The sequence below is a fragment of the Streptomyces pacificus genome, from assembly GCF_011766325.1.
Lineage (GTDB): Bacteria > Actinomycetota > Actinomycetes > Streptomycetales > Streptomycetaceae > Streptomyces > Streptomyces pacificus.
This window is the reverse complement of record NZ_BLLG01000028.1, coordinates 1-12,736: the sequence shown is the minus strand read 5'-3', so window position 1 is coordinate 12,736 and position 12,736 is coordinate 1. Positions and strand designations below refer to the sequence as shown.

At 73.5% G+C, this 12,736-nt stretch carries 12 protein-coding genes and 1 pseudogene; 6 read left to right on the top strand and 7 right to left on the bottom strand.

The window, feature by feature from the left end; all coding sequences use genetic code 11:
- Positions 1-18: 18 nt before the first annotated feature.
- From SCWH03_RS26995 to SCWH03_RS26985, 3 genes and pseudogenes are all read left to right on the top strand, one after another.
- Positions 19-189 (top strand): annotated as a pseudogene (locus SCWH03_RS26995) (roadblock/LC7 domain-containing protein); the annotation flags it as partial.
- 11 nt (positions 190-200) lie between these two features.
- Positions 201-608 (top strand): DUF742 domain-containing protein, encoded by a 408-nt coding sequence (locus tag SCWH03_RS26990; protein ID WP_173267340.1) that lies wholly within the window; start codon positions 201-203, stop codon positions 606-608.
- Entirely contained in the window at positions 589-1,194 is a 606-nt protein-coding gene (locus tag SCWH03_RS26985) for a GTP-binding protein (RefSeq protein WP_173267338.1), read from the top strand. Before SCWH03_RS26990 ends, SCWH03_RS26985 begins: the two co-directional genes overlap by 20 nt.
- A gap of 3 nt (positions 1,195-1,197) precedes the next feature.
- Here SCWH03_RS26985 and SCWH03_RS26980 read toward each other — a convergent pair whose 3' ends face one another.
- The gene (locus SCWH03_RS26980; protein WP_173267336.1) at positions 1,198-1,782 is read right to left on the bottom strand and encodes a nucleosidase; all 585 of its coding nucleotides are present in this window, start codon (positions 1,780-1,782) and stop codon (positions 1,198-1,200) included.
- 81 nt (positions 1,783-1,863) lie between these two features.
- On the opposite strand from SCWH03_RS26980, the gene SCWH03_RS30090 reads away from it, so the two are divergent.
- Positions 1,864-2,205, top strand: a complete 342-nt coding sequence (locus SCWH03_RS30090) for a hypothetical protein (protein ID WP_254077056.1) — start codon at positions 1,864-1,866, stop codon at positions 2,203-2,205.
- Here the strand turns inward: SCWH03_RS30090 and SCWH03_RS26970 are convergent.
- From SCWH03_RS26970 to SCWH03_RS26960, 3 genes are all read right to left on the bottom strand, one after another.
- Entirely contained in the window at positions 2,131-3,318 is a 1,188-nt protein-coding gene (locus SCWH03_RS26970) for a lipid-transfer protein (protein WP_216854810.1), read from the bottom strand. The two genes, SCWH03_RS30090 and SCWH03_RS26970, sit on opposite strands and share 75 nt — an antisense overlap.
- Entirely contained in the window at positions 3,315-3,746 is a 432-nt protein-coding gene (locus SCWH03_RS26965) for a Zn-ribbon domain-containing OB-fold protein (protein ID WP_173267364.1), read from the bottom strand. Before SCWH03_RS26965 ends, SCWH03_RS26970 begins: the two co-directional genes overlap by 4 nt.
- A gap of 142 nt (positions 3,747-3,888) precedes the next feature.
- Complete coding sequence (locus SCWH03_RS26960) at positions 3,889-6,276, bottom strand: glycoside hydrolase family 31 protein (protein ID WP_173267334.1); 2,388 nt, start codon at positions 6,274-6,276, stop codon at positions 3,889-3,891.
- A 293-nt stretch (positions 6,277-6,569) separates the two neighbouring features.
- Here SCWH03_RS26960 and SCWH03_RS26955 point away from each other — a divergent pair, with 293 nt between their 5' ends.
- Complete coding sequence (locus SCWH03_RS26955) at positions 6,570-8,558, top strand: acetoacetate--CoA ligase (RefSeq protein ID WP_173267332.1); 1,989 nt, start codon at positions 6,570-6,572, stop codon at positions 8,556-8,558.
- A gap of 120 nt (positions 8,559-8,678) precedes the next feature.
- On the top strand, positions 8,679-9,728 hold the full coding sequence (locus tag SCWH03_RS26950; RefSeq protein WP_173267331.1) for a DUF8829 domain-containing protein: 1,050 nt from the start codon (positions 8,679-8,681) through the stop codon (positions 9,726-9,728).
- Between the two features lie 242 nt (positions 9,729-9,970).
- On the opposite strand, the gene ptsP is transcribed toward SCWH03_RS26950, so the two are convergent.
- The 3 genes from ptsP to SCWH03_RS28660 all read right to left on the bottom strand — a co-directional run.
- Positions 9,971-11,641, bottom strand: a complete 1,671-nt coding sequence (ptsP, locus tag SCWH03_RS26945; protein WP_173267329.1) for a phosphoenolpyruvate--protein phosphotransferase — start codon at positions 11,639-11,641, stop codon at positions 9,971-9,973.
- Positions 11,642-11,725: 84 nt separating this feature from the next.
- Positions 11,726-12,175: a PTS sugar transporter subunit IIA gene (locus SCWH03_RS26940; protein ID WP_173267327.1), complete on the bottom strand. Its 450-nt coding sequence runs from the start codon at positions 12,173-12,175 to the stop codon at positions 11,726-11,728.
- Positions 12,176-12,462: 287 nt separating this feature from the next.
- On the bottom strand, positions 12,463-12,736 hold a 274-nt coding region (locus SCWH03_RS28660), incomplete at its 5' end, for a hypothetical protein (protein WP_216854809.1).

Genomic DNA, 12,736 nt, shown 5'->3' with positions numbered 1-12,736 from the left:
GCAGCGGCCGGCACGGCCGAGGGCGCCTTGCGGTCCGTCACCGCCGCGGGTGACGGCAGTTGCCCGGCCGTGCCGTCCGACGCAGACTCGGACGTGGGGCTGGTCGCCTACGAGATGACGCTGATGGTCAGGCCGGTCGGCGCCCCTCTCTCGACGGCGCCCCGGGCCGGGATCTCCGCAGGAGGGTGAGTGGACGGGCCATGACCGACGGCAGGCAGCGGCGGGGCCGGCAGGTCGCCCGGTGGTTCGACGACGACGCCGGTCCGGTCGTCCGTCCCTACGCGATGACCCGTGGCCGGACCGCCGGCACCGGGGAGCACCGGCTCGACCTGATCGCGCTCGTCGTGCCGGAACCCGCCGCGCACGACGCCGGCCGGGACCAGGCGCTCTCCCCGGAGCAGCTGGAGATCGTCGAGCGCTGCGGCACCGCCCCCCGGTCGATCGCCGAACTCGCCGCCGGGCTGGACCTCCCCGTCGGGGTGATCCGGGTCCTCGTGGGCGACCTCGTCGACGACGCGCTGGTCCGTGTGACCCGCCCCGTTCCGCCGGCCGAACTGCCGGACATCGGCATTCTCCGCGAGGTGATCAATGGTCTTCGGGCGCTCTAGCCGACGCCGGGCGGCGGTGGAGCCGGTGACACTGAAGATCCTGGTGGCCGGCGGCTTCGGGGTCGGCAAGACCACCCTCGTGGGCGCGGTCAGCGAGATCAGGCCGCTGCGCACCGAGGAGACCCTCAGCGAGGCCGGTCGGCCCGTTGACGACCTCGAAGGGGTGCAGTCCAAGAGCACGACGACCGTCGCGATGGACTTCGGCAGGATCGCGCTGCGCGAGGACCTCGTCCTCTACCTCTTCGGCACTCCCGGCCAGGACCGGTTCTGGTTCCTCTGGGACGAGCTGGCCCAGGGCGCCCTCGGCGCGGTGGTGCTGGTCGACCCCCGCCGCCTGGAGGACTCCTTCGCCGCGATCGACTACTTCGAGCGGCGCGGCATCCCGTTCACCGTGGGCGTCAACCGCTTCGGGGGCGCCGATGAGTACCCGGGCCCGGCCGTGCGTGCGGCTCTCGACCTCGACCCCGAGGTGCCGTTCCTCATGTGCGACGCCCGTCGGCGGGAGTCGGTCAAGTCGGTGCTGGTGGCGGTCGTGGAGCACGCGCTGCTGCGGTCCACGTCGGAGCGGGAGCCCGCGGCGCCCTGAGACTCAGCGGTAGGCGGGGACGTTGTCGGCCGCCCAGCCGGCGAGGGCCCTGGCGCACTCCGCGACGGTCTCCTGCCAGGCCCTCACCGCGCTCTCGTCCGCGTCGTCGCTGACGTGTTTGACGATGCGCAGTCGCACCCCGGCGTCGTGCGCGGCCGTGGCCAGGGCGTACCCCTCCATGTCGACCACGGCGGCCCGCTCCGCCAGGCGGGCTCGGGCGGCCTTGTCGTCGATGAAGGAGTCCCCGGTGGCGAGGGTGGGGCCGTCGGGGTCGCCCACCGCGAGGGGCGCTCCGTAGCTCTTGCCGGTCAGGGCGCGCAGGGTGTCGCTGTCCAGATCGTGTTGCAGGACCGTGCCCACGACATGCGTTCCGGTCCAGCCGGGGCGCAGGGCTCCCGCCGTACCGAGATTGACGACGTACGACGGCAGCGGGCCGCGGGCGAGTGTCGAGGCGAGCGCGATCGCCGCGTTGACCTTGCCCATGCCCGTCAGCAGGACGGGCAGGGACGTGTCGAGGTGCTGTGCCTCTTCCCGGACCGCCAGGACGAGCAGAGGACGGTCGCTGGTGATGTGCCCCATAAGTCGCATATGTCCAGAGTATTACGGCATGCTCGGATTCTGTGGTGCCGCTCGCCCGTCACGGACGCCCGGTGAACAAGCCCTGCGAGGGTGCCTCGTCCGTGGGCCGGCCACCGCTGCCGTGGCGGAGCGAAGAAGGTCATCATCGCCGCTCCGGCCGGCGGCCAGGACATCACCGTTGTCCTCGGTGTCAACGACGGCGCCTACGACCCCGAGCGCCACACCGCCATCTCCAATGCCTCCTGCACCACCAACTGCCGTGCCGTACTGGCCAAGGTGCTGCACGACGCCGTCGGCATCAGGCCCCTGCGGCGGACGGGTGGGCGGCCAACGAGGCGGCGGGCCGGGGTGCGTCGCTCAGCGCACCGCGACGACCGCCGAGCCATGGCCGAACAGCCCCTGGTTCGCGGTCATGCCGGCGCGCGCCCCTGACACCTGGCGTGCGCCCGCCGTTCCCCGGAGCTGCCAGGTCAGTTCACACACCTGGGCGATGGCCTGGGCGGGTACGGCCTCCCCGAACGACGCCAGCCCCCCGCTCGCGTTGACCGGGATCCGGCCGCCCAGGGCCGTCGCCCCCGCGCGCAGCAGCCCGGCGCCCTCACCCGGCGGGCACAGCCCCAGGTCCTCGTACCACTGCAACTCCAGCGCGGTGGACAGGTCGTACACCTCGGCGAGCGACAGGTCCTCGGGCCCGAGAGCGGCCTCCTCGTACGCGGCGCGGGCGATCGACTCGCGGAAGCCCAGGGCCGGCGGACCGACGGCGACCGCCGAGTCGGTGGCGATGTCCGGCAGCCCGGGCTCGGTCGTGGGGTAGACGGGGGTGACCGTGGAGACCGCGCGGATGCGGACCGGATCGCCTGCGCCGTGCCGGCGGGCGTAGTCCATGCTCGACAGCACCAGCGCGGCGCCGCCGTCGGATGTGGCGCAGACGTCCAGGAGGCGCAGCGGGTCGGCGACGACCGGGGACGCCGCGACCTGCCCGGCGCTCACGGGGGTGCGGTAGCGGGCGTGGGGGTTGAGCGCCCCGGCCGCCGCGTTCTTGGCCTTGACCCGGGCGAAGTCGTCCGTGGTGTCGCCGTGGAGGGCCATCCGGCGGCGTGCGTATAGGGCGAAGTAGGCCGGATTGGTCGCGCCGAGCAGCCGGAAGCGCAGCCAGTCCGGGTCGTCGGGCCGGTCGCCGCCGGCGGGCGCGAAGAACCCCTTCGGCGCGGACTCGGCCCCGACGACCAGCACCACCTCGGCGATGCCCGCCAGGATCTGGGCCCGTGCGGTGTCGACGGCCTGCGCCCCCGAGGCGCAGGCCGCGTACACACTGGTGACGCGGGCGCCCTGCCAGCCCAGTGCCCGGGCGAAGGCGGCCCCCGCGACATGGCCGGGATAGCCGCAGCGGACGCTGCCGGCGCCGACCACCGACCGGACGTCCCGCCGGCTGATCCCCGCGTCCGCGAGCGCGGCGCCGGCGGCCGCCGTCCCGTACTCGATGAAACTCCTGCCCCACTTGCCCCACGGGTGCATGCCCGCGCCGAGTACCGCGACCTCGTTCAACGCTCCTCCTGCACCGGGCGCCAGTGCCAGGTCGTCCACGTCGTGTCCGCGTCCTCGGAGAGGATCCCGGGCACCACCTCGACCTCCGCGCCGACGCTCAGGGCCGCGACGGTCACGCCCGGGGCCGCCTGGCCGAGCACCACCATCCGCTCGGCCTCGAGTTCGACGGCGAGGAGGGTGTACGGCTCCCACGCGGCATCCGGGTCGGAGGCATAGGGCTCCGGCGGGCGGTAGCGGCCGTCCGTGTACGACCACACGCGTCCCCGCTTGGACAGCGGCACCTCCGCGAGTGCCCCGCCCTCGCACGCGGGGTTGCGGCAGAGCGAGTCCTCGCGCGGGAAGAAGACCGCGGAGCAGGCGCTGCAGCGGGTGCCCAGCAGCCGGAATCCCTCCTCGCCGTCCGCCTCGGTGAACCAGCCCGCCACCACCGGTCTGCGTATCCGCGTCAAGGCCCCTCCCGGACGTCCGCACCGCACCTTCTGACGAATCGTCAGAACTGGGGGCCAGTGTGCCATGCGCGGGGCGCGGGCACGAGCCGGTGCGACGCCCGCGGACGTCCGGAGGACGCCGCTACGGCTGAGTCCCCCCGGGCGGGGCGGCCGCCACCCCGCCGCGCACCCGCACCGGACGCTCCGGCCCGACCGCTCCGGCGCCGGACATCCGCTCCACCACGACCCGGCCGTCCACCAGCCGTGAGGCATACCGCTCCACCACGGGCCGCGCCCCCGGGGAGCCGTCCTCGACCACCGCGCCCCCGCCCCCGCCGCCGCTGCGCCCCGGCGCCGGTGTCCACACCTCCAGTTCGGTCCGGCCCCCCTCGGCACGCACCGGGATCACCGAACCCGCCCGCGCGAGCACCGGGATGTGCGACAGCGGGGCGTCCAGCAGGACCTGCCCGGGACCCTCGTACGATCCGCCGGACACCGTGTCGTACCAGAGCCCCCGCGGCAGCCGCACCGCACGCCGCTCCACCCCACGCTCCAGCACCGGGGCCACCAGCAGCGCGTCACCCAGCAGGAACGCGTCCTCGCAGTCGCGCAGCGCCCGGTCGCCCGGCGCATCCCACCACAGCGGCCGGACATACGGAGCCCCGGTCAGCCGCGCCAGATGCGCCAGGGACACGAAGTACGGGCGCAGCCGCTCCCGTTCCAGCAGCGCCGCCCTGGCGTACCGGAGGACCCGCGGACCGAACTCCCACGGCTCCCTGCGCCCCGCACCGATCGCCGCGTGCGTACGGAACAGCGGCAGATACGCACCCAGCTGGAACCAGCGCAGGAACAGCTCCGGCGACGGTCTCCCGTCGAACCCGCCCACGTCCGGGCCCGAGTAGGGCACGCCGCACAGCCCCAGCCCCAGCACCAGCGACAGCGAGGCACGCAGCCCCGGCCAGCCGGTCGCCACATCACCGGACCAGGTCCCGCCGTACCGCTGCATGCCCACCCAACCGGAGCGGGAGAACAGGAACGGCCGCTCCAGCGGACGCAGTCTCCGCAGCGCCTCGTAGCCCGCCCGCGCCATCGCCAGGCCGTAGACGTTGTGGGCCTCGCGGTGGTCTCCGCCCCGTCCCTCCAGACGGTGCCGGGCCGAGCGGGGCAGCGTCCTATCGCCGAACGGGGTGAACGACACCGGCTCGTTCATGTCGTGCCACACGCCGGAGAAACCCTGCGCCAGCCGCTCCCCGTACAGCCCTCCCCACCAGGCGCGCACCTGCGGATCGGTGAAGTCCGGATACACGCACTCGCCGGGCCACACCTCACCGCGCACCTCGCGGCCCCGCCCGTCCCGGACGAACGCACCGGCCGCACCGCCCGCCTCGTACACCGCGTTCCCGGGCTCCGCCTTCACCGCCGGGTCCACGATCGAGACGAGCCGCACCCCTTCCCTCCGCAGATCCCCGGCCAGCCGGGGCAGGTCGGGGAAGCGCCCGGCGTCGACGGTGAAGACCCGGTGGCCGTCGTAGTGGTCGATGTCCAGGTGCAGCGCCGACAGCGGCAGGCCCCGCTCCCGGTAGCCCGCCACCACCCGGCGCACCTCGCGCTCGTCACCGAAGCCCCAGCGCGCGTGCTGCGGACCCAGCGCCCAGGACGGCGGCGGCACGGGCGCGCCCGTCAGCCCCGTCCATCCCCGCAGCACCCGGGCGGGTGTGCCCACGACCACCCAGCAGCGCAACGGCCCGCCGCCCATCCGGACCTCGCTCGTGCCCGGACGGTCCTGCCCCGACCCCGCGCCCTCCTCTCCCTCACGCAGGGTGACCCGCCCCTCCCAGGAGTTGTCGAGGAACGCCAGATGCGTGCCCGCGTCCGCGACCACCAGCTGCACCGGCATCGTGATGTACAGCGGATCGTCGTCCGGGCCGAAGCTCCCGCGCGGATCGGTGTTCCACAACCCGTATGTGCCGTCCCTCAGACGCGGCCCCGACGCACGGCCGCCGAGGCCGAAGAACCGGGCGTCGGCGGGTACCTCACTGCGCAGCAGCCAGCGGGCGGGGCCGCCGCCGGCCGGTTCCCACCAGCGCGGGGGCAGATCCCTGCGCAGGACCAGCCCGCCGGGTGTGCGGATCTCGACCCCGCCGTGCCGGGACACCGCGACCGTCACCCGCTCCGAGACGATCCGCCAGCCGCCGGCCATGTCCGGCTCCAGCTCCGCCCGGAGATCGGGGCGCGGAGGCGCGCCGTCCAGCGCGTAGGACGGCTCGGGCCCCGCACCGTCCCAGCCCCAGAAGACGACGCCGGACGCCGTCACCGCCAACCGGAGCTCCGAACGGGCGAAGCGGACGATCCCGCCGCCCGGCGCGGGCTCGGCCCCGGTCACCGCACCCGGCACCCGCGCCCGCTCCCGGCCCCTCGGCGGCAGCCCCCAGGCGTCCGTACGCCTCCGGCGCCACGCCGAGCGCGCCGCACGCAGCCCCCGCACCGTGGTGAGCGCCTTCACCGAGCGCGCCAGATCACGACCGTCCATGCCGCACACCCTGCCATCCGCAAAGGCCGGGCCGGGGGCCGTTCAACCGCCGTTCACCCGTGGCACGCAAGGTCCGCCCATCGCCGGGCCGGGCCCCGTCGACCCTGGGGAGAGCACACGTCCCGTCACTCCGGCATGGGTGGGTGACCCTGGTGCGGAAGACGATCACATGGCATCGTCCCTGTCATCCGAGCGGGGGCGCACCCCCGCCCCGCGCCGACACCCGCGTGACCACGCGCCGACCGCGTGCCGAGAACGCACCCAAGCCGCACAGACCGCCCGGGAGCCGCCCCATGACCGCAAGCGCGAACCCCGCCCCCCTCTGGCAGCCGGATGCCGACCGCGTCGCCGCGGCCCGGATCACCCGCTTCCAGTCCTGGGCCGCCGACCGCTACGGCGCACCCGCCGAGGGCGGGTACCCGGCCCTGCACCGCTGGTCCGTCGACCGGCTCGAGACCTTCTGGCAGGCGGTCGCCGACTGGTTCGACGTACGGTTCTCCACCCCCGGCGAGCGCGTCCTCGCCGACCGCGGCATGCCCGGGGCCCAGTGGTTCCCCGGCGCCACCCTCAACTACGCGGAACACGCCCTGCGCACCGCCGAGGACCCCGCCCGCGCCCACGAGCCGGCCCTCGTCCACATGGACGAGACACACATCCCGGCTCCCGTCAGCTGGAGCGAACTGCGCCGCCAGGTCGGATCGCTCGCCGCCGAACTCCGCGCCCTCGGCGTACGCCCCGGTGACCGCGTCAGCGGCTATCTGCCCAACATCCCGCAGGCCGTGACCGCCCTCCTGGCCGCCGCTGCCGTCGGCGCCACCTGGACCTCGTGCGCCCCCGACTTCGGCGCCCGCAGCGTCCTCGACCGCTTCCAGCAGGTCGAGCCGGTCGTCCTGTTCACCGTGGACGGCTACCGCTACGGCGGCAAGGAACACGACCGCGCCGACACGGTCGCCGAGCTCCGCCGCGAACTGCCCACCCTGCGGGCCGTCGTCCACATCCCGCTGCTCGGCTCCCCGGCCCCCGAGGGCGCCCTGGAGTGGTCCGCGCTCACCGCGGGGGACGCCGAGCCCGTCTTCGAGCAGGTGCCCTTCGGCCACCCGCTGTGGGTCCTGTACTCCTCCGGCACGACCGGGCTCCCCAAGGCGATCGTCCAGTCCCAGGGCGGGATCCTCCTGGAGCACTTCAAACAACTCGGACTGCACTGCGACCTCGGCCCCGGGGACCGCTTCTTCTGGTACACGTCCACCGGCTGGATGATGTGGAACTTCCTCGTCTCCGGGCTGCTCACCGGCACCACCGTGGTGCTGTACGACGGCAGCCCCGGCCACCCGGACACCGGCGCCCAGTGGGCGATCGCCGAGCGCACCGGGACGACCCTCTTCGGTACCTCCGCCGCCTACGTCATGGCCTGCCGCAAGGCCGGCGTGCACCCCGCGCGCGACCACGACCTCTCCACGGTCCGCTGCGTCGCCACCACCGGCTCCCCACTGCCGCCCGACGGCTTCCGCTGGCTGCACGACGAGGTCCGCGAGGACCTGTGGATCGCGTCCGTGAGCGGCGGCACGGACGTCTGCAGCTGCTTCGCGGGAGCCGTGCCGACCCTGCCCGTCCACATCGGCGAACTCCAGGCCGCCTGCCTCGGCACCGACCTGCAGTCCTGGGACCCGCACGGCAAGCCCGTCATCGGCGAAGTCGGCGAACTCGTCGTCACCAACCCCATGCCGTCCATGCCGATCCGCTTCTGGAACGACCCCGACGGCAGCCGCTACCGCGACAGCTACTTCGAGATGTTCCCCGGTGTCTGGCGGCACGGCGACTGGATCACGATCACCGACCACGGCTCCGTCGTCATCCACGGCAGATCGGACTCCACCCTCAACCGCCAAGGCGTCCGCATGGGCTCCGCCGACATCTACGAAGTGGTGGAGCGACTCCCCGAGATCAGGGAATCACTGGTCATCGGCCTCGAGGAACCGGACGGCGGCTACTGGATGCCCCTCTTCGTCCACCTCGCACCCGGCGCCGCCCTCGACGACGACCTGCGCTCCCGCATCAGGCGCACCATCCGCGAACAGCTCTCACCACGCCATGTCCCGGACGAGATCATCGCAGTCCCCGGCGTCCCGCACACCCTCACAGGCAAGCGCATCGAGGTCCCGGTCAAGCGCCTGCTCCAGGGCACCGCGCTGAGCAGCGCGGTGAACCCCGGCTCGGTGGACGACCTCGAGCTGCTGGGCTTCTACGAGGACCTGGCGCGCGAACGCGCCGCCCGGCGCGGCTGAAACGGCGCCGCCGGGCACCCCTCGCCGTCACGGGACCTCGGTGTCCGTACCCGGTTGTCAGTGCCCGCGGTTACGGTGAGTGAGCACTGGGCAACACCGCCCGAGCGACAGGGGGACTCCATGCAGCAAGGGCAGCACGGACAGCAAGGGCAGCAAGGGCAGCAAGGGCAGCAGGACGCCACCGCCCGCACCACGGCCCGCGGCAGGGGCGGCGCGCACCACGCACAGGACGGCCGGGACCGCACCGCCCACCCCCGTTCCCGGCAGCACGAACACGCGCGGGGACGCGGCCGGGCCGGGAGCGACCGGCGGGAGCGCCACCGGGCGCTGCGCCGCGACGTACCCGCTGTCGTCGGACTCCTCGTCGCCGACGACGACTTCGCGGCCATGCGCCGGTACACCACCTTCGCCTTCGATGACCATCCCGACTACCTCCGCCACGCGGAAGGCCTGCTCAAGGCACTCGCCGCCCAGTGCGGCCACACCACCGTCGCCGTCTTCGACCCGGAGGAGTTCGCCCACTACTGCCGGGAGACCGGGCTCGATCCCGATTCCTCCGCGAGTCGCAGCCGCTATACCGCGGAGGTCGCCTCCGGCGGCGCGACCGTCGTCTATACGGGCCAGCCACTGGGCGAACTCGTCCCGCTTCTGCTGAACCGCGCCTCCCGGCATGCCACTGGGGAGTACGCCGCCTCCCTGCCCGGTGACCCGGGCAGCCGCCGGAACCTCGGGGAGGACGCGGGCCGCTCGGCGCTCGAGCATGCGTCACGGCTTCTGGCCGGCCTGATCGACGGCGCCGGCCCCGGGACCCACCACCTCGTCTGCAGCGTCCCGGCCGAGGAAGGGCAGCAGCTCCTGGCGGCCCTCGACACCACACGCCCCGCCGGCGGGCCGGCCGTCCTCGACTCCGTCGAGGCCGCCGAGTTCACGACGGTCCTGGCGGTCGGTGTCGCCCTCGGGAGCCCAGGCGGGGTCGTCCTCAGGACGTCCCGGCCCGGTATCCCCGACCGGCTGTGCGGCTGGCGGCTCCACGCCGGCCGGCTGCTCGCGCTCACCGGGGCCGAGGTCTTCAGCGCCTACTGCACGGACGCGGACACCGGGGAGCCGCTCTCCCCGGAACCCGATGTCGAGTACGGGGCGGGTTTCGACGTGGGCGGAGCGCATCCCTAGGCGTATGCCGCAGGCATCCGGCCGTGACCGCCCGCCCCCGGAGGCGGGACACCCGCCGGCCGACTCCGGGGACGAGTGAGGAACCGCGGACGGACGAGGGCCCCGCCGCACGGCCGGAAGCTCCGCCAGTCCCGAGTCCCGAGTCCCGAGTCCCGAGTCCCGAGTCCCGAGTCCCGAGTCCCGAGTCCCGAGTCCCGAGTCCCCGGTCAGTCGCCGGCTGTCGCCGGCGCCGCCGCGGGCGGTCACTCCCCGGACAGCACCGCCCGCGCGGCACGCCGCGCCTCACCGGCGGAGTCCGCCGCCCGCGCCGCCGCAGCGGCACGCTCGCACTGGGCCAGCGTGTGCTTCGCGAGCGCCGCCCGCACATACGGGATGGACGCCGCACCCATCGAAAGCGAGGTGACCCCCAGACCCGTCAGCACACACGCGAGCAGCGGATCGGCCGCGGCCTCACCGCACACACCGCAACTCTTGCCCTCGGCCGCTGCCGCCTCGGCGGACAGCGCCACCAGGTCGAGCAGAGCGGGCTGCCAGGGGTCCTGGAACCGGGAGACCGCACCCACCTGGCGGTCCGCGGCGAAGGCGTACTGCGCCAGGTCGTTGGTGCCCAGCGACAGAAACTCGACCTCCTGCAGCACCGACCGCGCCCGCAGGGCCGCGGACGGGATCTCGACCATCACGCCGTACTTCCCGTTCAGTCCCGCCTCGCGGCACGCCTGGGCGAAGGCCCTGGCGTCCGCGCGGTCGGCCACCATCGGCGCCATCACCTCCAGATACACCGGCAGCCCCTCGGCGGCCTTGGACAGCGCGGTGAGCTGGGCGCGCAGCACCTCGGGGTGGTCGAGCAGCGTCCGCAGCCCCCGGGCGCCCAGTGCCGGGTTGGGCTCGTCGGCGGGAGTCAGGAAGTCGAGAGGCTTGTCCGCGCCGGCGTCCAGCACCCGCACCACCACCCGCCCCTCGGGGAACGCTTCCAGTACCTTGCGGTACGCCTCTACCTGCTCGGCCTCCGAAGGCGGCCGTCTACCGTCCTCGAGGAAGAGGAACTCGGTCCGGAACAGACCGACGCCCTCGGCCCCGGCCTCCACAGCGGCCGGCACGTCCCCGGGGCCGCCGACGTTCGCCAGCAGCGGCACCTTGTGGCCGTCCGAGGTCGCACCGGGACCGACGGACGCCGTCAGAGCGGCCTTCCGCTCGGCAGCGGCCTGGGCGAGACGCTGACGCCGCTCTTCGCCCGGCTCCACGAACACCTCGCCGGTGCTGCCGTCCACCGCGACCACTGTGCCCTCGCCCAGCTCGCAGGCTCCCGGCAGCGCGACCACCGCAGGCACCCCCAGAGCCCGGGCCAGGATCGCGCTGTGGCTGGTCGGACCGCCCTCCTCGGTGACGAACCCGAGCACCAGCGCCGGGTCGAGCAGCGCCGTGTCCGCGGGAGCGAGGTCCCGCGCGATCAGTACATAAGGCTCGTCACTGTCCGGCACGCCCGGCATCGGCACCCCGAGGAGCCGCGCCACGATGCGGTTCCGCACGTCGTCCAGGTCGGCCACCCGGCCGGCCAGGTACTCACCCGCACCCGCCAGCAGCGCCCGGTAGGCCGCGAAGGCGTCGTAGACGGCACGTTCGGCCGTGCTCCCCACGGCGATGCGCCGCCCGACATCCGCCGCCAGCTCCGGGTCCCGGGCCATCATGGCCTGCGCCTCGAGCACATGCTGCGCCTCGCCGCCCGCCAGGTTGCCCCGCGCGGCGAGATCGGCCGCCACGGCGCCGACCGCGTGCCGGGCGCGCCCCTGTTCGCGCTCCGCGTCGCCCGCGGGTATCTGCCTGGCCGGCGGCTCCAGCGCCGCTGTGCCCATGCGCCGAACCTCGCCGACCGCCACACCGTGGCTGACGCCGACGCCCTGCAGCGTTGTCTCCATGTCACCCGTCTCCGATAGTGCGGCGGTCCCATCCGCCGCGGTGGTGTACGACCGGCCTCCATCAGGGCCCCCATCAGGATGGGGTCACCGCCAGCTGAACAGCTCGTCGCCCGTCTCGACGAGGCCTTCCTCACGGAGCCCGCCCAGTGCGTCGGCCGAGGCGTCGAGGGCCACCACCGGGCAGATCGGGGAGTTGCCGGACTCTTCGACCGCGAGGGGACTCCAGCGCACGATCGCCTGGCCACGGGTCACGGTGTCGCCCCTGCTGACGAGGAGTTCGAAGCCGGCTCCCCTGAGTTGCACGGTGTCGATGCCGAGATGGGTCAGTACACCGTGCCCCTCGGGATCGACGACGACGAAGGCGTGCGGGTGAAGGGAGACGACGACGCCGTCCACCGGGGAGACCGCATCGGACGGCTCCGGGCGGGGGTCGATCGCCGTACCCGGACCGACCATGGCACCGGAGAACACCGGGTCGGGCACCGTGGCGAGCCCGACGGCGCGGCCTCTCAGAGGCGAGGTCACGGTGGTCATGGGGGCCTCCCGAGGCGGGGATCCATGGGTCGCCGCCCCGGCCTGCATCGGGCGGCGTACTGCTTCGAGCGTATGCGATGGGCGGTGCAGGCTCCGTGCACGACTTACCAGTTGGCGAACCCGGAGAGCCGGGAGGCGATTTGCCTCGACTGCCGGTGACATGTAACCTCGTACCCCTGCCCGGCCGTGACGCATCTCTGTTTCGCGGGTCGGCAGCACCTGTCGAGTCGACACCCCTAACCGGTCTACATGTCAGATGTGCCTTTGCTGCCCACTGATACGCGTGGTCAGGGAAACGGGAAAAGACTGGTAGGGTAATCGAAGCCAGAAAGGGAATTCGCGGAAGCGGATGAACGTTCTGGCAGCCCGCTCCAGCGGGTGGCGGAGAAGGAAATCGGATCTGCTAAGCTGGAAACACCGAAGGGAAGCGCCCAGAGGAAAGCCTCGGAGAGTGTTCCGTGGGTGAGTACGAAGGAAGCGTCCGTTCCTTGAGAACTCAACAGCGTGCCAAAAGTCAACGCCAGATATGTTGATACCCCGTCCATCCGGATCGTTCCGGTT

What these genes read in the sequence shown, in the direction of transcription:
- SCWH03_RS26990 (WP_173267340.1), top strand. Translation starts at nt 201, where the DNA reads ATGACCGACGGCAGGCAGCGGCGGGGCCGGCAGGTCGCCCGGTGGTTC.
- ptsP (WP_173267329.1), bottom strand. Translation starts at nt 11,641, where the DNA reads ATGGAGACAACGCTGCAGGGCGTCGGCGTCAGCCACGGTGTGGCGGTC.
- SCWH03_RS26980 (WP_173267336.1), bottom strand. Translation starts at nt 1,782, where the DNA reads ATGCGACTTATGGGGCACATCACCAGCGACCGTCCTCTGCTCGTCCTG.
- SCWH03_RS26940 (WP_173267327.1), bottom strand. Translation starts at nt 12,175, where the DNA reads ATGACCACCGTGACCTCGCCTCTGAGAGGCCGCGCCGTCGGGCTCGCC.
- SCWH03_RS26955 (WP_173267332.1), top strand. Translation starts at nt 6,570, where the DNA reads ATGACCGCAAGCGCGAACCCCGCCCCCCTCTGGCAGCCGGATGCCGAC.
- SCWH03_RS26950 (WP_173267331.1), top strand. Translation starts at nt 8,679, where the DNA reads ATGCAGCAAGGGCAGCACGGACAGCAAGGGCAGCAAGGGCAGCAAGGG.
- SCWH03_RS26985 (WP_173267338.1), top strand. Translation starts at nt 589, where the DNA reads ATGGTCTTCGGGCGCTCTAGCCGACGCCGGGCGGCGGTGGAGCCGGTG.
- SCWH03_RS26960 (WP_173267334.1), bottom strand. Translation starts at nt 6,276, where the DNA reads ATGGACGGTCGTGATCTGGCGCGCTCGGTGAAGGCGCTCACCACGGTG.